This window comes from Nocardioides flavescens, from assembly GCF_009823805.1.
Classification (GTDB): Bacteria; Actinomycetota; Actinomycetes; order Propionibacteriales; family Nocardioidaceae; genus Nocardioides; species Nocardioides flavescens.
In genome coordinates this window covers 458,127-479,182 of sequence record NZ_WUEK01000002.1, presented here as the reverse complement: position 1 = coordinate 479,182, position 21,056 = coordinate 458,127, and the positions used below count along the sequence as shown (strand labels likewise).

21 protein-coding genes are annotated in these 21,056 nt (G+C 72.9%); 13 read left to right on the top strand and 8 right to left on the bottom strand.

Going from position 1 to position 21,056, the window contains the following annotated elements:
* The first annotated feature begins 17 nt into the window (after positions 1-17).
* Genes lnt through GRQ65_RS04980 form a run of 3 tightly spaced genes read left to right on the top strand, consistent with a single transcriptional unit; the run spans position 18 to position 2,964 of the window.
* The gene (gene lnt / locus GRQ65_RS04990) at positions 18-1,604 is read left to right on the top strand and encodes an apolipoprotein N-acyltransferase (RefSeq protein ID WP_337191497.1); all 1,587 of its coding nucleotides are present in this window, start codon (positions 18-20) and stop codon (positions 1,602-1,604) included.
* On the top strand, positions 1,601-2,419 hold the full coding sequence (locus GRQ65_RS04985; protein ID WP_202387360.1) for a polyprenol monophosphomannose synthase: 819 nt from the start codon (positions 1,601-1,603) through the stop codon (positions 2,417-2,419). The genes lnt and GRQ65_RS04985 overlap by 4 nt, the downstream gene beginning before the upstream one ends.
* Positions 2,419-2,964, top strand: a complete 546-nt coding sequence (locus tag GRQ65_RS04980; protein WP_160875702.1) for an FxsA family protein — start codon at positions 2,419-2,421, stop codon at positions 2,962-2,964. Before GRQ65_RS04985 ends, GRQ65_RS04980 begins: the two co-directional genes overlap by 1 nt.
* 71 nt (positions 2,965-3,035) lie before the next feature.
* Here GRQ65_RS04980 and GRQ65_RS04975 read toward each other — a convergent pair whose 3' ends face one another.
* The 7 genes from GRQ65_RS04975 to GRQ65_RS04950 form a co-directional block, all read right to left on the bottom strand.
* Positions 3,036-3,422: an RNA polymerase-binding protein RbpA gene (locus tag GRQ65_RS04975; protein ID WP_160875700.1), complete on the bottom strand. Its 387-nt coding sequence runs from the start codon at positions 3,420-3,422 to the stop codon at positions 3,036-3,038.
* A gap of 153 nt (positions 3,423-3,575) precedes the next feature.
* A complete protein-coding gene (locus GRQ65_RS04970) occupies positions 3,576-4,955 on the bottom strand; it encodes an MFS transporter (RefSeq protein ID WP_160875698.1) in 1,380 nt (459 codons plus the stop codon).
* Positions 4,956-5,012: 57 nt separating this feature from the next.
* Positions 5,013-5,684, bottom strand: coding sequence for a hypothetical protein (locus GRQ65_RS04965; RefSeq protein WP_237447659.1), 672 nt, complete (start codon positions 5,682-5,684; stop codon positions 5,013-5,015).
* Between the two features lie 122 nt (positions 5,685-5,806).
* Complete coding sequence (locus GRQ65_RS04960) at positions 5,807-6,424, bottom strand: DUF6518 family protein (RefSeq protein ID WP_160875694.1); 618 nt, start codon at positions 6,422-6,424, stop codon at positions 5,807-5,809.
* Between the two features lie 148 nt (positions 6,425-6,572).
* The gene (locus GRQ65_RS23255; RefSeq protein ID WP_272917534.1) at positions 6,573-6,704 is read right to left on the bottom strand and encodes a hypothetical protein; all 132 of its coding nucleotides are present in this window, start codon (positions 6,702-6,704) and stop codon (positions 6,573-6,575) included.
* A gap of 543 nt (positions 6,705-7,247) precedes the next feature.
* Complete coding sequence (locus tag GRQ65_RS04955) at positions 7,248-8,039, bottom strand: glycerophosphodiester phosphodiesterase family protein (RefSeq protein WP_160875692.1); 792 nt, start codon at positions 8,037-8,039, stop codon at positions 7,248-7,250.
* A gap of 161 nt (positions 8,040-8,200) precedes the next feature.
* Positions 8,201-9,727, bottom strand: a complete 1,527-nt coding sequence (locus GRQ65_RS04950) for a helix-turn-helix domain-containing protein (RefSeq protein ID WP_160875690.1) — start codon at positions 9,725-9,727, stop codon at positions 8,201-8,203.
* A 119-nt stretch (positions 9,728-9,846) separates the two neighbouring features.
* Here GRQ65_RS04950 and GRQ65_RS04945 point away from each other — a divergent pair, with 119 nt between their 5' ends.
* The 6 genes from GRQ65_RS04945 to GRQ65_RS04920 all read left to right on the top strand — a co-directional run bounded on the left by GRQ65_RS04945 (position 9,847) and on the right by GRQ65_RS04920 (position 16,345).
* Complete coding sequence (locus tag GRQ65_RS04945; RefSeq protein WP_160875688.1) at positions 9,847-10,488, top strand: M15 family metallopeptidase; 642 nt, start codon at positions 9,847-9,849, stop codon at positions 10,486-10,488.
* On the top strand, positions 10,485-11,645 hold the full coding sequence (gene alr / locus GRQ65_RS04940) for an alanine racemase (protein WP_337191496.1): 1,161 nt from the start codon (positions 10,485-10,487) through the stop codon (positions 11,643-11,645). The genes GRQ65_RS04945 and alr overlap by 4 nt, the downstream gene beginning before the upstream one ends.
* The gene (locus GRQ65_RS04935) at positions 11,642-12,601 is read left to right on the top strand and encodes a D-alanine--D-alanine ligase (protein WP_160875686.1); all 960 of its coding nucleotides are present in this window, start codon (positions 11,642-11,644) and stop codon (positions 12,599-12,601) included. The genes alr and GRQ65_RS04935 overlap by 4 nt, the downstream gene beginning before the upstream one ends.
* Complete coding sequence (locus tag GRQ65_RS04930; protein WP_160875684.1) at positions 12,586-13,869, top strand: histidine kinase; 1,284 nt, start codon at positions 12,586-12,588, stop codon at positions 13,867-13,869. The genes GRQ65_RS04935 and GRQ65_RS04930 overlap by 16 nt, the downstream gene beginning before the upstream one ends.
* Positions 13,866-14,543: a response regulator gene (locus tag GRQ65_RS04925; RefSeq protein WP_160875682.1), complete on the top strand. Its 678-nt coding sequence runs from the start codon at positions 13,866-13,868 to the stop codon at positions 14,541-14,543. The genes GRQ65_RS04930 and GRQ65_RS04925 overlap by 4 nt, the downstream gene beginning before the upstream one ends.
* A gap of 62 nt (positions 14,544-14,605) precedes the next feature.
* Entirely contained in the window at positions 14,606-16,345 is a 1,740-nt protein-coding gene (locus GRQ65_RS04920) for an alkaline phosphatase D family protein (protein WP_337191495.1), read from the top strand.
* A gap of 2 nt (positions 16,346-16,347) precedes the next feature.
* On the opposite strand, the gene GRQ65_RS04915 is transcribed toward GRQ65_RS04920, so the two are convergent.
* A complete protein-coding gene (locus GRQ65_RS04915) occupies positions 16,348-16,770 on the bottom strand; it encodes a VOC family protein (protein WP_160875680.1) in 423 nt (140 codons plus the stop codon).
* Positions 16,771-16,832: 62 nt separating this feature from the next.
* Here GRQ65_RS04915 and GRQ65_RS04910 point away from each other — a divergent pair, with 62 nt between their 5' ends.
* The 4 genes from GRQ65_RS04910 to GRQ65_RS04895 are packed head-to-tail and all read left to right on the top strand — an operon-like array spanning position 16,833 to position 21,055.
* Positions 16,833-17,786 (top strand): WYL domain-containing protein, encoded by a 954-nt coding sequence (locus GRQ65_RS04910; RefSeq protein WP_160875678.1) that lies wholly within the window; start codon positions 16,833-16,835, stop codon positions 17,784-17,786.
* A gap of 59 nt (positions 17,787-17,845) precedes the next feature.
* A complete protein-coding gene (locus tag GRQ65_RS04905; protein ID WP_160875861.1) occupies positions 17,846-18,220 on the top strand; it encodes a helix-turn-helix transcriptional regulator in 375 nt (124 codons plus the stop codon).
* Between the two features lie 9 nt (positions 18,221-18,229).
* Positions 18,230-18,649 (top strand): VOC family protein, encoded by a 420-nt coding sequence (locus tag GRQ65_RS04900; RefSeq protein WP_160875676.1) that lies wholly within the window; start codon positions 18,230-18,232, stop codon positions 18,647-18,649.
* Positions 18,650-18,685: 36 nt separating this feature from the next.
* Positions 18,686-21,055 (top strand): ATP-binding cassette domain-containing protein, encoded by a 2,370-nt coding sequence (locus GRQ65_RS04895; protein ID WP_160875674.1) that lies wholly within the window; start codon positions 18,686-18,688, stop codon positions 21,053-21,055.
* Position 21,056: the final 1 nt, after the last annotated feature.

Genomic DNA, 21,056 nt, shown 5'->3' with positions numbered 1-21,056 from the left:
CCGGGTACTTTGGGCCCGTGCTGAGGCGGACGCTCGTGGCCGCCCTGTCGGGGGCGCTGCTCTTCGCGGCGTTCGAGCCCGTGACGCTGCCGTGGGTGATGCCGGTGGCCGTCGCGGGCTTCGTGCTGTCGACCCGGGGCAGTGACGCGCGGCCCTTCCGGTCCGGCCTGTGGGCTGGGCTGGTCTTCGGCGTCGTCTTCTACTTCTCCCACATCTTCTGGATGCGGGCCGTCGGCATCCCGGCCTGGATCGCGCTGTCGACCCTCGAGGCGCTCTTCTACGGCCTCATGGGCGGTGCCTCCGCACTGCTGCAGCGCCACCGCTGGTGGCCACTCTGGTTCGCCTCCGCGTGGGCCGCGATCGAGGTGCTGCGCAGCGGCTGGCCGCTGAGCGGGATGCCGTGGGGACGCCTGGCCTTCGGGGTCGTCGACACCCCGCTCGCCGAGGCGCTGCCGTACGCCGGCGCGGTGGGCGTGAGCTTCCTGGCCGCGCTCCTCGGCGCGCTGCTCGCCTGGGTGGTGCGCGGCGCACACGGGCCGGCTGCGGGGGAGCGCGGACGCGTCACCGCAGCGGTCGTCCTCGCCGCCCTGGTCGCGGTGCTGGCGGTCCCGGCCCTCGCGCCCTGGCGGGCGGAGGAGACCGGCACCTTCGACGTCGCGGTCGTGCAGGGCGACGTCCCGGGGCCGGGCGACGACATCCTCTACGACTTCCGCCGGGTCACCCAGAACCACGTCGACGCCACCGTCGACCTCGGCGCCCGCATCGACGCCGGCGAGACGACCCGGCCCGACCTGGTGCTCTGGCCGGAGAACTCCACGGCGACGGACCCGTTCGCCGACGAGCAGACCCACGCCGGCATCCTCGAGGCGGTGGCGGCGGTCGACGTCCCGGTGCTGGTCGGCGCCATCGTCGACGGCACCGGGCCCGACCAGGTGCTCAACCAGGGCATCGTGTGGGACCCGGTCACCGGTGCGGGGGAGCGCTACACCAAGCGCAACCCGGTCCCCTTCGGCGAGTACATCCCGTGGCGGGCGGTCTTCACCAAGTACCAGTTCTTCGACCGGCTGCGCGAGGTGGGCCGCGACATGCTGCACGGCACCCGCGACGAGCCGCTGCCGATCGACGGAGTGCCGGTCGCCGACGCGATCTGCTTCGACATCGCCTACGACGACGGTCTGGTGGCCCAGGTCCGCAACGGTGCCGAGCTGCTCGTCGTGCAGAGCAGCAACGCGACGTTCATCCGCACCGACCAGATCGACCAGCAGTTCGCGATCACCCGGCTGCGGGCCCTCGAGACCGGGCGCTGGGTCGCCGTCGCCACCACCAATGGTGTCTCGGGGGTGATCGCGCCCGACGGCACCGTCGTCGCGACCGCCGAGCCGCGCACCCGTGCCGTGCTGCAAGAGGAGGTCGGGCTCGTCGACGGCCTCACCCCCGCGATGCGGATCGGGCCGTGGAGCGGACGCGCCGCCGCCGCGCTGGGCGCCTTGGGCGTGCTGCTGGGCCTGCTCGCGTATCGTCGTAGCGGTCGTGGGGACCGCAGCGCCGCGCCGGCGCACGACGAGCAGGAGAACGGCGTGACGAGGGTGAGTGAGCCCGCATGAGCACGTACGACGAGACGGGTCCCCGACCGGGGCCCCGCGCAGAGCTGGGCCGGGTCGTGATGGTGGTCCCCACCTTCAACGAGGCCGACAACCTGGCGTGGATCGTGGGCCGGCTGCGCGCGGCCGAGCCCGACCTGCACGTCCTGGTCGTCGACGACCACTCGCCCGACGGCACCGGTGACATCGCCGACGCGCTGGCCGCAGAGGACGACGCGGTGCACGTGCTGCACCGCGCGGGCAAGGGCGGCCTCGGGGCGGCGTACCTCGCCGGCTTCGCGTGGGCCCTCGACGCCGGCTACGACGTCGTCGGCGAGATGGACGCCGACGGCTCCCACCAGCCCGAGCAGCTGCACCGCCTGCTCGACGCGCTCGCCGGTGCCGACGGGCGGGGGAGCGCCGACCTGGTGATCGGGTCGCGCTACGTGCCCGGTGGCTCCGTCGTCAACTGGCCCTGGCGCCGCGAGGCGCTCTCGCGCGGCGGCAACCTCTACGTCCGGCTGCTGCTGGGCATCTCCGTGCGCGACGCCACGGCGGGCTTCCGGGTCTTCCGGCGCAGCGCCCTGGAGAAGATCGACCTCGCCTCGGTCCAGTCGACCGGCTACGTCTTCCAGACCGATCTGGTCACCCGGTGCCTGCACGCCGGGCTGACCGTGCGCGAGGTGCCGATCGAGTTCATCGAGCGCGAGCGCGGCGACTCCAAGATGAGCGGGGCGGTGGCGACCGAGTCGCTGCGGCGGATCACCCAGTGGGGGATCAGCGAGCGCCGCGAGCAGCTGCGCCGCGAGCGCGCCCGCCGCGCCGGACGGAGACCCTGATGGCCGGAGTCACCCGACGCCGACCCTGGCTCGTCTGGGTGCTCGTCGCCCTCTTCGTCGTCGTCCCGATCGTCGAGATCTGGACGATCATCCAGGTCGGCCAGCTGGTCGGACCGTGGTGGACGATCCTCCTGCTCGTGCTCGACAGCATCCTAGGCTCGTGGCTGATCAAGCACGAGGGGTCCCGGGCCTTCCGCGCTCTGCGCGAGGCGCTCAACAGCGGTCGGATGCCCGCGCGCGAGCTGGCCGACGGGGCGCTCATCCTCATCGGCGGCACCCTCATGCTGAGCCCGGGATTCGCCACGGACGCGGTCGGCATCCTGATGATCCTGCCGTTCACGCGTCCGCTGTTCCGGGCCGCCCTCACCCGGGTCGTGGCCAGCCGGCTGACCGTCATGGGGGCGCCGGCCTCTGGCCTCGGTGGGTTCCCGGGCGGCTTCCCCGGTGGGTTCCCGGGTCAGGCACGGCGTGAGCCGTCGGCGCCGCCCGGCGGCGGTCCCGTGGTCCAGGGTGAGGTCGTCGACCGCGACCACCCGGGACGCTGAGGCCCGGACAGCACGACGCCCCGGGCCGGCGTACCGGTCCGGGGCTTGCGAGCTGCGTCTGAGCCGTGCGATCAGGCGGTCGCGCGGCGCTTCTTCTGGTTGGCCCGGTGCAGGTGGGCCGGACCGATCTCGCCGCCGCGGAGCAGCTCGAGGCGCTCCTTGAGGATGTCCTCGAGCTCCTTCTCGGAGCGGCGCTCGAGCAGCATGTCCCAGTGCGTGCGGACCGGCTTCTCGGCCTTCTCCTCGCGCTCGATGCCAGAGGTGCTCAGCGCCTCCTCACCGCAGCGCGGGCACTCCCACACCGCCGGGATCTCGGCCTCGATCGACATGGTGATCTCGAACTCGTGGCCCTGCGTGCAGCGGTAGCCGACCTGCTGGCGAGCGGCGAACTCGATGCCCCGCTCGTCCTCGAAGCTCTGGCCCCCTAGGCGGGCTCCGCGTAGCGTGCGCTCTGCCATGAAGGCACCTCCCTACTGATGTCGTGTGGTCCCCGTACCCTCGACGGACCGGCCCAACCATCGGTTGGCTGGACGTGGGCGTTGACAGAAAACCCGTCGAGCATTTAACGGTACCCAGGGGGTGGGAATTCCCCCGAATCGCAGCGACAGGCCTCACACGACGGGTCGCACCACGGCGTTGCCGGCCTCGCGGATGCCTCGCTCGGGGTCGAGGCGCAGCAGCAGGGCCACGCCGAGGGCGAAGAAGACCACGAGCGCGGCGATCGCCGGTCGGTAGGACCCGGTCAGCTGGAAAACGATCCCGAAGGCCAGCACCCCGAACCACGACGTGCCGCGCTCGAAGGCGTTGTAGAGGGCGAAGTACTGGCCCTCGCGGCCACGGGGGATGAGCAGGCTGAAGAACGAGCGCGAGAGCGCCTGGGTGCCGCCGAGGACGATCCCGATCGCCACTCCGGCGAGCAGGAACGGCACCGCCTGGCGGGCGGGCAGGAACATCGCCCCGAGCACGATCACCATCCAGGCGACGTTGCCCCACAGGATCACGCGGTAGGCGCCGTGGGTCGCCGCGAGCCGACCGAACCACAGCGCCCCGAGGAACGCCACGAACTGGATCAGCACGTACGTCGCGATCATCACGCCCTGGGAGAAGCCCAGCTGCTTGGTCCCGAACGTCGACGCGGCGTAGATGACGGTCTGGATGCCGTCGTTGTAGAAGACGTAGGCCACGAGGAAGGTCAGCGTCATCGGGTAGCGGCGCAGCTCCTTGAGCGTCGTCCACAGCTGACCGAAGCTGCGCTCGAGCACCGAGCCGCCGCCGGCGGCGACGCCGAGGGAGGGCCGGTTGCGCAGCCGCGCGAGCGGGATGATCGTGAAGACCGCCCACCACACGCCTGCGGACAGCAGGCTGAGCCGCACCGCCATGCCCTCGCCGAGCCCGAAGGTGTCGTGGAACGTGAAGACGACGAGGTTGACGACCAGCAGCAGCCCGCCACCGAGGTAGCCCCGCGCCCAGCCGCGGCTCGAGACCCGGTCACGCTCGGCCTCGGTCGAGATGTCGACCAGGATCGCGTAGTAGCTCACCAGCGAGCAGCCGCCCATGATGCTCGCGAGCACGATCGCGACCGCGCCGACCTGCCAGCGCTCGCCCTCGATGAAGAAGAGCAGGCAGGTGAACGCCGCCCCGAGGTAGGCGTAGACCCCCATGTGCCACTTCTTGCGGTCCGAGGCGTCCACGAAGGCGCCGACCACCGGCAGCAGGAACGCGCTCACGAGCGTCGCGAAGCTGGTCAGGTAGAACGGCAGCGACCCGGCCGCCAGGTCGAGCCCCAGCACGCTGACGGTGCGCGAGCAGGTCTCGTCGGCGTCGACGCAGCCGGCCGCCTTGCCCGCCACCGTGATGAGGTACGGCGCGAAGAGCACGCCGAGCACCGTCGTGTAGAACGCCGAGTTGGCCCAGTCGTACCAGTTCCACGCCTTCTGCTCGCGTCGGCGTTCGGCCTGGTCGCGCAGCGGGCGGAGGTCGGCGATGCTCACGGAGGGAACGTACCGGTCGAGGGACCCTCTGCGGCGCCGCTCACACGACCGAGTCCCTCACCAGGTCGCACCCGGGCCGGCGTCGGTCCATCGCGCGGTGGCTCGCACACCCACCTCGCCCGCGCGAGGTCGAAACGGGACGATCTCCAGATCACCAGGGTCGAGCCGATCGGCCTTCTCGGCTGTGAGCCCCAGGACGCCCCAGGGCAGATCGAGGTCCCAGTAGAGGTACCACGAGCCATCGGCAGCGAAGACCCATTCCGGGAACCACCTGATGGTGGGGACCGGTCTGTCGAGGCTGGGGGCCAGGAAGGCGTCGAGCTGCGCCGCCGGTCCCCTCACGGCCTCGTACTTGTGCTCGATCCCGCAGTCGAGCTCGAGCACCGGGTGGTCGTGAGGGCTGCCAACCTCGGCCCCGCCGCGGCCGAGCCACCAGAGCGAGTAGGAATCGTCGTGCTCCCGGTCCGCGAGGCCGGTGAGCGATTCGAGGAGCGTCTCCTGCACTCCCGGCGCTGGCCCCGCCTCCATCGGCGGCTCGAACTCCGGGCCGGCGGCGGCGTAGAGCTCGCGCAGGGATCGCGAGCCGAAGTCCTCGTCCGCAAAAGCCGGGTCGTCGGCTCCGAGGACCTCGGTCCAGAGGGGCCGGTCGAAGGAGAGGAAGCGGCTCCACGGGTTGAAGATGCGCGCATGGACGGCCATGTCGCGCGGCACTCCGAGGCCGGCGTCCATCCGAGTCGACAGCGCCAGGACGGCCTCGCGCTCGTCAGCGGTTGTCACCAGGCGCATGTCCGCACGGTAGGCCAACGCGCGCGACGACGTCTGCCGGGTTTCCCGTTGCGGGTCGCGTCCCTTCAGATGCCAGCGTTCAGCGCGGCGTAGCCGAGGCGCAGCACGCCGACGGCCGCAGCGGTGGTGACGAGGACGAGGCCGACGGCCGCGGGCGTCCGCAGGCGGGCGACGGTCGCGAGGACGACGAGCGCGCCCGCGACGAGGCACGCGGTCCAGTAGACCGGGCTGGTGGTGTCGGCGACGACGGTCAGGCCGTAGAGGCCGTCGGCGATCAGCACCCCGGACAGTGCGCCGGCGCCGAGCGCGGCCCAGCGTGGACGCCGGCCGACCACCGCGGCGGCGGCCACGCCGACGAACGGTCCCGCGACGACGCCGACGGCACCCCACAGCGTCGGGTCGTAGGTGAGGCCCCGCAGCTCGGAGGCGAGCGTGTAGCCGAGCACCAGCGCCACGAACGACACCACGCCGGACAACGCACCCCACCCGAGGCTAGGACGGGCCGCGGCCACCAACGCTGCCGTCAGCAGCGTCCAGCCGGACGGCGAGTTGGCGAACGACGCCAGCGCGTCCGGCAGCACACCCTGGGCCCACGAGGTGAGCGCGCCCACCAGCAGGCTGGCCACGGCGACGAGCGCGACGGCGAGGAGGGAGGAGCGGGTGCTGCGTGCGGTGCTGGTCACGCGCCGATCCTGCATCCCCGCGCGGGCCCGCGGAGCCGTCGGAGGGCGGTTCGGTACCTCAGGTGGATGAGGTCGGCACCGCGGGACGAGAGGCAGCCTGCGGCCGCACCAGCTCGTCGGCCAACGGTCGCTTCTTCGGTCGTCCTGCTCAGAGCTTCATCCCGCACAGCCACCAGCCATCGGACAGATCGACGGGTGACTCGCAGATCATGCCCGCCATGTCCTTGCCCTCGGGTGAGCCGGAGGCGACGTGGAAGAAGCCGCCCGCGTCGTCGGGCACGCCGAACCACTGAGGGAAGAAGAGATGGTCCCCATCGCCGCTGACCGAGCCGTCGACCGACAGCCAGCGAAGGTGCCACGGCAGGTGCTCGCCGTACAGGCCCCCGCCGCAGCACCCCTCCTTCTCAGCCCAGGCAGCGGCGCCTCGAAGCCCGACCGGTGGTCCTCGAACCAGGTCCGACCGTCGGCGATCAAGAACAGCCGTGGGAGCTGCGGCAGCTGGGCAAGGACGAACCCGGCCGCGACCACGGCCCCGACCAGCGCCCGTGGAGCACCCCGGTCCCACCGCCGCCAAGCCCCACGGACTGCCGCGCAGGCCGCGAGCAACCAGATGAGCAATGCGGTCCAGTGCCACACGAAGCCCAGGAAGAACGCCAGATAGACGCTGGGTGGCCCGGTAGCGAAGGCGAGGAAGACGAACCAGAGTGCGATCCCGGCGAGGCGCTCGCAGTGGCCTGGCCGGAGCTCGCTACCGGAGTCGACTGCGCTAGCCGATCGCGGCCGGTGCCGTCCGCCTCGCGGTCTCGCGCAGACAGACCCCAGTTCACTCCCACAGCCCACGCTCGAGCAGTACGTCGCGCAGCAGGTCGGTCCGGTCGGTGAACAGCCCGTCGACGCCGAGGTCGATCAGCTCGCGCATCTCGGCAGGGTCGTCGACCGTCCAGACGTGGACGTGCTTGCCGGCGCGGTGGGCGCGGCGCAGCAGCCTCGGGGTGAGCAGGGTGAGGGGCCCGCGACGGCGGGGGATCTGCAGCGCGGCGACCCGGCCCCGCGTGACGAGGTCGGCCAGGCGGCCGCTGGGCAGGAACCGGAACGCCACGACCTCGGGCGGGGAAGCCGAGGTGGGCACCCGACCGCCGGTGAGACGACGGAAGCGGTTGAGCCGGCCCGGGCTGAAGGAGCCGATCAGCACGCGGTCGTGGATACCGCGCTCGTCGACGAACGCCGCCAGCGGCGCGACGGCCGCCTCGGCCTTGATGTCGATGTTGAACCGCGCGGTCGGGAAGGCGTCGACCAGCTCGGCGAGCGTGGGGACCTCCTCGCGACCGCCGACCCTCGCGCATCGTACGTCGGCCAGCGTGAGCTCGCTGATCGCACCCTGCTGGTCGGTGACCCGGTCGAGCACGCTGTCGTGGAAGGCCAGCAGCACGCCGTCGCTGGTGAGGTGCACGTCGGTCTCGAGCATCCGGTAGCCCAGGGCGACCGCGTGCTCGAAGGCCGCCAGGGTGTTCTCGAGCCCTTCGATCTCCGGGTGGAAGGCGCCGCCCCGGTGCGCGAAGGCCAGCAGCCCCGGGCCCTCGTCGAGGTAGGCGAAGCCGGTGCGGGGCGTGCTCACGGGAGCAGTATGCGACCGCGGCGGACCACAGCGACGCTCGCCGCGCAGCGGTGTGCGACGGCAGTGGTTTCGAGACAGGACTTCGTCCTTCCTCAACCACCGGTGGTCGGGTCCCGGTGGTTGAGGAGGCCGGCTACGGCCGTCTCGAAACCAGGTCTGTGTCAGATGTCGCGGAACGGCTCGATGTTGGCGCCGAGCTCGTTGAGGCGCTCGGCGAGGTCCTCGTAGCCGCGGTGGATGACGTACGTCGAGCGCAGGACCGAGGTGCCCTTGGAGGCGAGCATCGCGAGCAGGATGACGACGGCGGGGCGCAGGGCCGGCGGGCAGACGATCTCGGTGCCGGAGAAGTGCGTCGGGCCCTCGATCATCACGCGGTGCGGGTCGAGCAGCTTGACCTGGCCGCCGAGCTTGTTGAGCTCGGTGAGGTAGATCGCGCGGTTCTCGTAGACCCAGTCGTGCAGCAGGGTCTGGCCCTCGGCGACGGCGGCGATGACCGCGAAGAACGGCAGGTTGTCGATGTTGAGGCCCGGGAACGGCATCGGGTGGATCTTGTCGAGCGGCGCGCGCAGCTCGGAGGGGTGCGTGGTCAGGTCGACGAGGCGGGTGTGACCGTTGCGGGCGAGGTACTCCTCCGAGCGGGTGTGCTGGAAGCCCATCTCGCCCAGCGTCGCGAGCTCGATCTCGAGGAACTCGATCGGCACCCGGCGGATCGTGATCGACGAGCGGGTGACGATCGCCGCGGCGAGCAGCGACATGGCCTCGATCGGGTCCTCGCTGGGGGCGTAGTCGACGTCGACGTCGATGGTCTCGAGGCCGGTGACGGTCAGCGTGGTTGTGCCGATGCCCTCGACAGCGACGCCGAGCTTCTGCAGGTAGAAGCAGAGGTCCTGGACCATGTAGTTGGAGCTGGCGTTGCGGATGACCGTGGTGCCGGGGTGCAGCGCGGCGGCCATCAGGGCGTTCTCGGTGACGGTGTCGCCGCGCTCGGTGAGCACGATCGGCTGGCCAGGCTCGATCGCCCGGTTGACGTGGGCGTGGTAGCTGCCGTCCGTCGCCTTGACCTCGAGCCCGAACGGACGCAGGGCGTACATGTGCGGCTCGACGGTGCGCGTGCCGAGGTTGCAGCCGCCGGCGTACGGCAGCTCGAAGGTGTCGGCGCGGTGCAGCAGCGGGCCGAGGAACATGATGATCGAGCGGGTACGACGCGCCGCGGTCTCGTCGATGGCGTCGAGGCGCAGGTCGCGCGGCGGGACGATCTCGAGGTCGCCCTCGTCGCCGAGCCAGCGGGTCTGCACGCCGAGGCTCTGCAGCACCTCGAGGAGCCGGTTGACCTCCTCGATGCGCGCGACCTTGCGCAGGGTGGTCCGCCCCCGGTTGAGCAGCGTGGCGCAGAGCAGCGCGACGCCGGCGTTCTTGGAGGTCTTGACGTCGATCGAGCCCGAGAGCGTGGTGGGGCCGGTGACCCGCAGGTGCGTCGGACCGGCGCCGAGCGCGACGATCTCGGAGTCGAGCGCGGAGCCGATCTTGGCCAGCGTGTCCAGGGAGAGGTTCTGGTGACCCTTCTCGATCCGGTTGATGGCACTCTGGCTGGTGTTGAGCCGGTCGGCCAGCTGCTGCTGGGTCAGACCCCGGTGCTTGCGGGCGTCGCGGATGATGCTGCCGATGCGGCCCTTGTAACCCTCACTCATGCCGTCCACGTTATCTCACAGATGAGATAGGGCAACTCGGCGCGCGGGTCGTCCTCGAGGACAGCACGTCGGCACCTGAGGCGGAGGTGCACGGCGCCGAGGCCGAGAAGGCTGGGGCCATGACGATCCTCCTCTCCGACCCCCGGGTCGCCGCCGTGCCGGTCCGCGAGTGCGGCGAGCCGCTGGTGACCCTCGACGCGTCGTTCGGACCGGCCCGCGCCCGGGTGCGCTCCGGGCTCGCGCTGCGGCTCCTGACCGCCCGGCAGCTGCTCCCCGCCGGCGTCGGCCTGCGCGTGGTCGAGGGGCACCGCACGCTCCGTGACCAGGAGGCGATCATCGCGTCGTACTCCGCCCAGGTGCGGGCCGCCCACCCGGACGCCGACGAGACCGAGGTGCGCCGGCTGACCAGCCGTTTCGTCGCCCCGGTCGAGGTGGCCCCGCACGTGGCGGGCGCCGCGGTCGACCTCACGCTCGTCGACGTGAGCACAGACGGGTCGGGGACCCCGCTCGACCTGGGCACCGCGATCGACGAGACGCCCGAGCAGTCACAGGGCCGCTGCTCAACGGACGCTCCGGGCATTGGGCCGGACGCCCGCAGGCACCGCGACCTGATGGCGGACGCGCTCGGCACCGCGGGTCTGGTCAACTACCCGACCGAGTGGTGGCACTGGTCCTACGGCGACCGCTACTGGGCGCTGCTCACCGGCGCCGACGCCGCGCTCTACGGCCCGGTCGAGCGGCGTACGGCGGTGGCGGCGTGAGCGCCCTGGCCCACGAGCCCGTGTGCGTGACGCGTCCGGTCGCGCACCCCACGCTCACCGTCGACCTCGAGGCCGTCGCGGCCAACACCCGCCGCCTCGCCGCGCGGGCGAGCGGCGAGCTGATGGCGGTGGTGAAGGCCGACGGCTTCGGTCACGGCGCCGCCGACGTGGCCCGCACGGCCCTCGGCGCGGGGGCCACGGCGCTGGGGGTCACCACGCTCGCCGAGGCGCTCGCCCTGCGCGAGGTCGGCCTCGACGCGCCGGTGCTCAGCTGGCTCAACCCCGTCGACGAGGACTGGCGCGCCGCCCGCGACGCCGGCGTGGAGATCGCGGTGCCGTCGCTCGAGCACCTCGACGCCGTCGCCCGCACGGCCCCGGGCACCCGGGTCCACCTGCACCTCGACACCGGGATGGCCCGCGACGGCGCGGCGCCCGAGGAGTGGGCCCGCCTGTGCCGGGCAGCGCGGCGGGCCGAACGCCGTCACGCGGTCTCGGTCGTGGGGCTCATGGGCCACCTCGCGACCGCGGACACCCCCGGCGACCCGCGCACCGCCATGGGCCGGGCGCGGTTCGCGTGGGGGAGCGGCGTCGCCCGCGTCTGCGGTCTGCGGCCACGTCAGCGCCACCTGGCCGCGACGTCGGCGACGCTGACCGACCCGGCCAGCCACCACACCACCGTGCGGGTCGGTGCCGGGCTGGTCGGCATCGACCCCACCGGCACCACCGAGCTCGCCGGAGCGCTCACACTCACCGCGCCGCTGGTCCAGGTGCGTCACGTGCGCGCCGGCACCGGCGTGGGTTACGACCACACCTGGACCGCCCCGGCCGCGACCCGGCTCGGGCTGCTGCCGCTGGGGTACGGCGACGGGCTGCCCCGCGCGGCCTCGGGCCGGGCCGAGGTGCTCGTGGCCGGCGTCCGACGGCCGTTGGTCGGCCGGGTCTCGATGGACACCGCGGTCGTCGACCTCGGAGACCTCCCGCTGGCCGCCGGGACGACCGTCACTGTGCTGGGCCCCGGTCACGAGGGGGAGCCGACGGCGGGGGAGTGGGCGCGGTGGAGCGGCACCATCGCCCACGAGGTCGTCACCGGCCTCGGCGCCCGGGGCGGCCGCACCGAGCGCGTCGTGCGCCCCGCGGTCCTGCGGAGCCTGGCGTGAGGGCCGCGGTGATCGGCGGCGGGCGCTCGTGCGAGCACGACGTGTCGCTCGCCTCGGCGGCCGGCATCGGCGCCGCCCTGCAGGTCGCCGGCCACGACGTCGTCGCGCTGACGATCGGTCGTGACGGCGTGTGGGCGGAGGCCGGCCGACCGGTCCCGCTCGCCGACGCCGTGCGCACCCTGCAGGGCTGCGACGTCGTCGTCCCCGCCCTGCACGGACCCGGCGGTGAGGACGGCACGCTCGCCGCGCTCTGCGACCTCGCGGGGGTGCCCTCCGTCGGGTCCGGCGTCGGCGCGGGTGCGCTGGCGATGGACAAGTGGGCGACCAAGCTCGTCGCCGAGGCCGTCGGGGTCGCGACAGCCCCCGGGGTGCTGCTGACCGCGGCCACGGCGGCCGATCACGCCTGGACCCGCCCGGTCGTCGTCAAGCCCGTCGCCGCGGGCTCGAGCCACGGCGTCACGCTGGTGCGTCGGGCCGAGCAGCTGCGGCCCGCACTCGAGGCCGCCCTCGCCGTCGACGACCGCGTGCTCGTCGAGGACCTCGTCGTCGGCCGCGAGATCGACCTCGCCGTGCTCGGGCGTCCCGACGGCAGCCGCGTCGTCGCCCCGGCCCTCGAGATCGTCGTCGACGGGGTCTTCGACCTCGCCACCAAGTACGACGGCAGCGCGGTCTTCCGCGTGCCCGCACCGCTCGCCCCGCGCGAGGTCGCCGAGCTCGAGCGGGCCGCCGTGACGACGTACGACGCCCTCGGCTGCGCCGGCGTCGCCCGCGTCGACTTCTTCCTCACCGAGGACGGTCCGGTGCTCAACGAGGTCAACACGATGCCGGGGTTCACCGAGCAGTCGCAGGTGCCGCGGATGTTCGCCGCCGCGGGCACGTCGTACCCCGACCTGGTCGACCTGCTCGTGCGCGACGCGGTCGAGACCGCGAGGATGACCCCGTGGACGGCCGCATGACACCTCGGCGCACCGGGCCGCGCTGGGCCGAGCCGGAGACGTGGGCGCCCGAGGCGGTGCTCGCCGGTCTCGTGCTGGTCTACGGCCTGCTCGAGGCCTACCGGTCCGCCTACGCCGGGGGCGCGATCCTGCTGCTGGTGCTCGGCTTCACCGTCGCGACGGCGCTGAGCCGCCACCTGCCGGGTGCGGCCCTGGTGCTGGTCTGGCTGATGGGCGCCTGTCAGGTCCTCACCGGCACGTCGGTGCTGCTGGTGGAGTTCGCCGTCGTCTTCGTGGCCTTCGGGTGCGCGCGCTGGGGTCGCGAGGTCACCGTCGTGCTGAGCGGGCTGTCCATCCCCGCGGCGGGACTCGTGGTGGCGTTCCTGCTGGCCACCGACGTGTTCCGCGGGATGCTGCTCGGCATCGACCAGGCCCGTCAGGTGCAGGACGTCGTCGAGCGGCTCAGCGACACCTGGCAGCTCGGCGCCGCGGTCGTCGGAGCGCTCGTCCTCGTGGTGCCGTGGCTGGCGGGGCTGACGCTGCGCTTCCTCGCCCGCGCTCAGCGCTCCCAGGCCTCCGAGGAGGTCGCCCACGCCGACGCGGCCCTGGCCCAGCGCGAGGCGGCGCAGGCCCAGGAGATCGCCCGGCTGCGCGACGACCAGGCCCGCCTCGCCCGCGACGTCCACGACGTCGTCGGCCACTCGCTCGCGGTGATCTTGGCCCAGGCCGAGTCGGCGCAGTACCTCCCCGACGACCCGGCCACCCTCAAGCGGACCCTCGCCACCGTCGCGGACTCGGCGCGCACCTCGCTCGACGACGTGCGCCGGGTGCTCGCCCCGACCCCCGATCCGGAGCCGAGCCGGCCCGGTGGCTTCGACGAGCTGGTCGCCGGGGTGCGGTCCTCGGGCCGCGAGGTCGTCGTCGACGAGGTGGGCGAGGCCCGTCCGCTGCCTCCGGAGCTCGAGGTGGTCGCCCACCGCGTGGTGCAGGAGATGCTCACCAACGCCGTGCGCCACGGGCGCCGCGACCGACCGATCCGCGTCGAGCGGCACTGGCCCCACGACTCCTTCGAGCGCGACCTGCGCCTCGAGGTGAGCAACGCCCTCGCCGACGCCGGCGAGACCCAGCCGATCAGCGTCGTGGACCCAGGTGGGCCACGAGGCGGTCAGGGGCTGCCCGGCATGCGTCGGCGGGTCGAGGCCGTCGGGGGCCGGCTCGACGTACGACGGCGCAGCGGGCCCGACGGGCCGACGTTCACCACCACGGCCTGGGTGCCGGTGCGCGCGTGAGCGGGGAGCAGCCGGACATCCGGGTCCTCCTGGTCGACGACCAGGACCTGTTCCGGGAGGGCGTCAAGGTCATCGTCGACGCCCAGGAGGGCATGAGCGTCGTCGGCACCGCCGCCGACGGAGTCGAGGCGGTGCGACTGGTCGACGAGCTCGCCCCCGACGTGGTGCTGATGGACATCCGGATGCCCGAGATGGACGGCGTGGAGGCGACCAGGCAGATCTTCGCCCCGACCCGGGTCGCGGCCCGCGAGCACCCGGTGCGGGTCGTGGTGCTGACGACGTTCAACCTCGACGACCGCGCGGCCACCGCCATCCGCCACGGCGCGAGCGGGTTCCTGCTCAAGGGCACGACGCCGCTGCAGCTGCGCGACGCGATCCGCACCGTGCACGCGGGCAACGCGGTGCTCGCCCCGACCGACCTCTCCACCCTGCTCGAGCAGCAGTTCCGGGCACCCGTGACCCCACCCGCGGCGTACGTCGGGCTGACGGAGAAAGAGCGCGAGGTCTTCGACGCCGTCGCGCGCGGGCTGTCCAACACCGAGATCGCCGCCCGCATCTTCGCCTCCGAGTCGACGGTCAAGACCCACGTCGGCGCAATCCTGCGCAAGCTCGCGCTGCGCGACCGGGTGCAGATCGTGGTGTTCGCCCACGAGCACGGCCTCGTGACGCGCTGACGCGCGTGGGTACCGCCCGACCCGCGACGTCTTCTGGGACGTCTCGCTGGGAGGGGTGGGTCGTGAGCACGCTCGAGGAGCTGCCGGACGGGCCGCTGCGGCTCGGTCCGCTGCTGCGCTACGTCGACGACACGTCGGCCACGATCTGGGTCGAGACGGCCGAGAGCGCGACCGTGTGCGTCGAGGCCGGCGACGTCAGCGCGGAGGCCCGTACCTTCGCGGTGCACGGCCACCACTACGCGCTGGTCGAGGTCGAGGGACTCCCGCCCGGCACGGCCACGCCGTACCGCCTCACCGTCGACGGCGTGCAGGCCTGGCCCGAACCGCCGGGGCGGGCCGGCGACTCGACTCGTGACTCGACCGGCGTCGAGCCGGAGCTGCCGCCGTCGGTGATCCCGACCCTGAAGCCAGGCAAGCCGCTGCGGATGGCGTTCGGGTCGTGCCGCGTCAGCATGCCGCACGACGAGGAGGGCAACGAGGCGTTCGGCGTCGACGCCCTGCGCGCCTACGCGCTGCGGATGGCCGGGGTCACGGGCGAGGAGCCCGAGCGCTGGCCGGACCTCGTGGTCTTCCTCGGCGACCAGGTCTACGCCGACGACACCAGCCCGCTGATGAAGGACTTCATCGCAGCCCGCCGCGACCCCGAGCAGCCGCCGTGGACCGAGCTGAAGGACTACCAGGAGTACGCCCACCTCTACCGGCTCGCCTGGAGCGACCCGGCCAACCGCTGGCTGCTCTCGACGCTGCCCAGCGCCATGATCTTCGACGACCACGACATCCGCGACGACTGGAACACCAGCCAGACCTGGAAGCGGGAGATGGACGCCACCGACTGGTGGCACGAGCGGGTCGTCTCGGGGCTCGGCTCCTACTGGGTCTACCAGCACCTCGGCAACCTCAGCCCGCAGGCGCGGGCCGAGGACGCGCTGTGGCAGCGGGTCGCGACGTACGACGGGCCGGGGGAGCTCGACCTCACCGCGGAGGTCGACCGGTTGGCCGAGGAGGTGGACCGCGAGCCGACGACCTACCGGTGGAGCTACACCCGTGACTTCGGCACCCAGGCGCGCCTGGTCGTCGTGGACTCACGCGCCGCGCGGGTGCTCGACCCCGAGCACCGCTCGATGCTCGACGACGACGAGCTGGCCTGGGTCGACGAGCAGCTGCAGGGCGACGTCGACCACCTGCTGATCGGCACGTCGCTGCCGGTCCTGCTCGCGCCCGCCCTGCACCACGTCGAGGCGCTCGGCGAGGTGCTGGCCCAGGGCACGCTCAGCCGCCGCACCAAGCGGTTCGGGGAGTGGGCCCGCCAGGCCGCCGACATGGAGCACTGGGCGGCGTTCCAGCGCGGCTTCCAGGAGCTCACCGGGATGGTCGTGGAGGTCGCGACGGGACAGCGCGGCCGCGCGCCCAGGTCGGTGACGTTCCTGTCCGGCGACGTCCACCACAGCTACCTCGCCGAGGCCTGGGCCGACCCCGCGGCGGGACGCGAACTGCAGAGCGCCGTCGTGCAGGCGGTCTGCTCGCCGATCCGCAACCCGCTGCCGACGTTCATGAAGGTGGCGATCCGGCTCGCGGGTCTCGGCCGCGCCCGGCCCACCGGACGGTTGCTGCTGGGCCGGGTGAAGCGCTCGCCGCTGCGCTGGAGCATGACGCGGGGGCCGTGGTACGACAACAACCTCGCCGTGCTCGAGCTGCAGAGCGACCGGGTGCGGTTCTGGTGGTCGCGCGGCGAGGTGCACGACGGCGACCACGGCCGGGCGACCCTGCACCGGGTCGCCACGGTCGACGTCCCGGTGCACTGAGGTCAGCCGGCGTACGACACCGCGACGTCGAGCACCCAGGTGACCCCGAACCGGTCGGTCACCATGCCGTAGAGCGGCGACCACTGGGACGGGGCGAGCGGGGCGACGACGGTGCCGCCGTCGGCCAGCACCTCCCAGGGCCCGGTCAGCTCCTCGGCCGAGGTCGCGCGGACGGAGACGAAGAAGGCGCGCTCCCCGGGGGAGTGGTCGTGCTCGGGCTGCACGTCGTAGGCCATGACCCGGAAGCCACCGGGCGCGCTCACCTGGCCCCAGACGATGCCGTCGGCGCCGGGCGCGTCGGCGGGCAGACCCGTGTCGGCGTAGGTCATGGCGACGAGGTCGCCGCCGAAGGCCTTCTGGTAGTGCTCCAGGGCCGCCCGGGCCTGGTCGCGGAAGTTCAGGTGGGGTGTGGTCTCGATGGTCATGAGCACACCGTGACCGCGGTAGCGGTCAGATCGTGTCCGCTACTTCGGGCATCCTGGATGTCGTGCCGAGCCCGTCGTCGAGGATGCTGTCGCTGCTGTCCCTCCTGCAGGTGCGGCGTGACTGGCCCGGCGCCCTGATCGCCGAACGGCTCGGCGTCAGCGAGCGGACCGTGCGTCGCGACGTCGACCGTTTGCGCGAGCTCGGCTACCGCGTCCGCGCGGTCAAGGGGCCCGACGGCGGCTACCGCCTCGAGCCGGGCGGCGCACTGCCGCCGCTGCTGTTCGACGACGAGCAGGCGGTCGCCCTCGCCGTTGCGCTCCGGGTCGCCGCCGCCAGCGGGGCCGACGTGGGGGAGGACGCGCTGCGTGCTCTCGCGACGGTGCGCCAGGTGCTGCCGACCCGACTGCGGCTGCGGGTCGACGCGGTGAGCGTGACGACCGTCGGCGCCCCGGGCCCCGCGGTCGACCCTGACGTGCTGCTGGTGCTGGCCGTGGCCGCGCGTGACCACGAGGTGCTGCGCGCGTCGTACCCCGACCGCGACGGGGAGCTGCAGCGTCGGCGCGTGGAGCCGCACCACGTGGTGGCCCGAGCCGGGCGGTGGTACCTCCTCGCCTGGGACCTCGACCGCGCCGACTGGCGCACCTTCCGCGTCGACCGGCTCGTGCCCCACCCGCCGACGGGCCCGCGGTTCGTCCCGCGCGAGGTGCCCGGCGGTGACGTGGCGGCGTTCGTGGCCGGCCGCTTCCGAGGCTCGACGAGCGGGAGCGACTGGCCGTGCCGGGGGAGCGCGGTGATGGCGCTCCCCGCGGCCGAGGTGGCGGCGTACGCCGGGGACGGGGTCGTCGAGTCGCTGGGGCCGGACCGGTGCCGCCTCGACCTCGGCTCCTGGTCGTGGACCGGGCTCGCCGCCTCCCTCGCGCGGTTCGGCGCCGACCTGAGCGAGGTCGAGCCGGCGGAGCTCCGCGCGGCCTTCGCCGACCTGGGCCGGCGGTGCGTGGCAGCATCGGCGCCGTGAGCACGTCGGGCGAGCAGCGGCTGCGTGACCTGGCCCGACTGCGACGGGTCCGCGACCGGATGGACCGCGACTTCGCCCAGCCGCTCGACGTCGAGGCGCTGGCCCGCGAGGTGCACCTGTCCGCCGGCCACCTGAGCCGGGAGTTCAAGAAGGCCTACGGCGAGTCGCCCTACGGCTACCTCATGACGCGGCGCATCGAGCGGGCGATGTCGCTGCTGCGCCGCGGCGACCTCAGCGTCACCGAGGTCTGCTTCGCCGTCGGGGCGTCGTCGCTGGGGACCTTCAGCGCCAAGTTCAGCGAGCTCGTCGGGATGTCGCCGAGCGAGTACCGCCGCACCCGCGGCGACGACCTCTCCGGGCTCCCGTCGTGTGAGACCCGCAAGGTCGCACGACCGGTCAGGAATCGAGAAGCGGGCCCGCCGACGCGTCCCTAGCGTGGCCCCATGACCTCTCCCGAGCTCCGGATCCGCACGACGTTCCTGCCCCACGACGACGCCGAGGCGGCCCTCGGCTTCTACCGCGACCTGCTCGGCTGGGAGCTGCGCCTCGACGTCGGCTGGGAGCAGATGCGCTGGCTCACCGTCGGGCCCGTCGGGCAGCCCGACGTCAGCGTGGTCCTCCACCCGCCGGGCGCCGACCCCTCGACGACGGAGGAGGAACGGCGCGTCATCACCGAGATGATGGCCAAGGGCACCTTCGCGAGCCTCATGCTCTCGACGCCCGACCTCGACGCGACCTTCGAGGCCCTCCGCGTCGGCGGGGCCGACGTCGTGCAGGAGCCGATGCAGCAGGACTGGGGCGCCCGTGACTGCGCGGTGCGCGACCCCGCCGGCAACATGATCCGCGTCCAGGAGGTCGCGTGAGGACGACTGTCGGTGTGCTGTTGGAGACTGAGGCCCATGCCGCGCACAGGTGAGCACGTCGCCGACGCCCACGACCGCATCCGCGTGACCGGGGCCCGGGTCAACAACCTCAAGGACGTGAGTGTCGAGATCCCCAAGCGCCGTCTCACGGCGTTCACCGGGGTCTCGGGGTCGGGCAAGAGCTCGCTGGTCTTCGGCACGATCGCGGCGGAGTCGCAGCGGCTCATCAACGAGACCTACCCGGCGTTCCTGCAGGGGTTCATGCCCCACCAGGCCCGACCCGACGTCGACCTGCTCGACGGGCTCACCACCGCCATCGTCGTCGACCAGGAGCGCATGGGCAGCAACCCGACGTCGACGGTCGGCACCGCGACCGACGTCAACGCGATGCTGCGCATCCTGTTCAGCCGCCTGGGCTCGCCGCACGTCGGCTCCGCGCAGGCGTTCTCCTTCAACGTCGCCTCGGTCAGCGGCGCGGGCGCGATCACGACGTCCAAGGGCGGCAGGGAGGTCAAGGAGCGGCGCACCTTCTCCGTCACCGGCGGCATGTGCCCGCGGTGCGAGGGCCGCGGCGCGGTCAGCGACTTCGACCTCACCGCCATCATCGACGAGTCGAAGTCGCTCAACGAGGGTGCCATCAACGTCCCTGGCATCACGATGGACGGCTGGTACGGCCGGATCTACCGCCAGTCCGGCTTCTTCGACCCCGACAAGGCCATCCGCGACTACACCGACGCCGAGCGCGAGGACCTCCTGCACAGGGAGGCGACCAAGATCAAGGTCGAGGGCATCAACCTCACCTACTACGGGCTGATCCCGCAGATCCGCAAGTCGTTCCTGGCCAAGGACCGCGAGTCGATGCAGCCGCACATCCGGGCCTTCGTCGACCGGGTGGTCACCTTCACGACCTGCCCCGACTGCGACGGCACCCGGCTCACCGAGCTCGCCCGGTCCTCGAAGATCGGCGGGCGCAGCATCGCCGACCTGTGCGCGATGGAGATCCGCGACCTGGTCGTCTGGCTGCGCGAGCTCGACGAGCCGTCGACGGCTCCGCTGCTGGAGGCGCTGGTCGCCTCCCTGGAGTCGTTCGTGTCGATCGGGCTCGGCTACCTCTCGCTCGACCGGGCGTCCGGCACACTGTCGGGCGGAGAGGCGCAGCGCACCAAGATGGTGCGCCACCTCGGCTCCTCGCTCACCGACGTCACCTACGTCTTCGACGAGCCGACCATCGGGCTGCACCCCCACGACATCGCGCGCCTCAACCAGCTGCTGCTGCAGCTGCGCGACAAGGGCAACACCGTCCTGGTCGTCGAGCACAAGCCCGAGACGATCGCGATCGCCGACCACGTCGTCGACCTCGGCCCGCGCGCCGGGTCCGCCGGCGGGCAGATCGTCTTCGAGGGCGGCTTCGACGAGCTGCGGCGCGCCGACACGCTCACCGGGCGTCATCTCGACGACCGCGCCGCGCTGAAGGAGTCGGTGCGCGCGCGCACGGGCGTGCTCGAGGTGCGCGGGGCCGCGACCCACAACCTGCGCGACGTCGACGTCGACGTCCCGCTCGGCGTGCTGACGGTCGTGACCGGCGTGGCCGGGTCCGGCAAGAGCTCGCTCGTGCACGGCTCGGTCGCCGGGCACGAGGGCGTCGTCGTGGTCGACCAGAGCGCGATCCGGGGTTCGCGCAGGAGCAACCCGGCGACGTACACCGGGCTGCTCGAGCCGATCCGCAAGGCCTTCGCCAAGGCCAACGGGGTCAAGCCGGCCCTCTTCAGCGCCAACTCCGAGGGCGCCTGCCCCACGTGCAACGGCGCGGGGGTCGTCTACAGCGACCTCGGCATCGCCGGCGGCACGGCCGTCCCGTGCGAGGTCTGCGAGGGCCGCCGCTTCGACGCCGGCGTGCTGGAGCACCTCTACGGCGGCCGCGACATCAGCCAGGTGCTGGCCATGCCGGTCGAGGAGGCGGTCGCGTTCTTCGCGCCCGGCGGCGACGGCGCCCTGCCCGCCGCCCACCGCATCCTCGAACGCCTCGCCGACGTCGGTCTGGGCTACGTCACCCTCGGCCAGCCGCTCACCACGCTCTCGGGTGGTGAGCGCCAGCGCCTCAAGCTGGCCGTGCAGCTCGGCGACAAGTCGGGCAGCGTGTTCGTGCTCGACGAGCCCACCACCGGGCTGCACCTCGCCGACGTCGAGCACCTCCTCGGCCTGCTCGACCGCCTGGTCGACTCCGGTCGCACCGTGATCGTGATCGAGCACCACCAGGCCGTCATGGCCCACGCCGACTGGGTCATCGACCTCGGCCCCGGTGCCGGACACGACGGCGGCCGGGTCGTCTTCGAGGGCACCCCCGCCGACCTCGTGCGCGCCGACACCCTCACCGGTCAGCACCTCGCGGCGTACGTCGGCGCCTGAG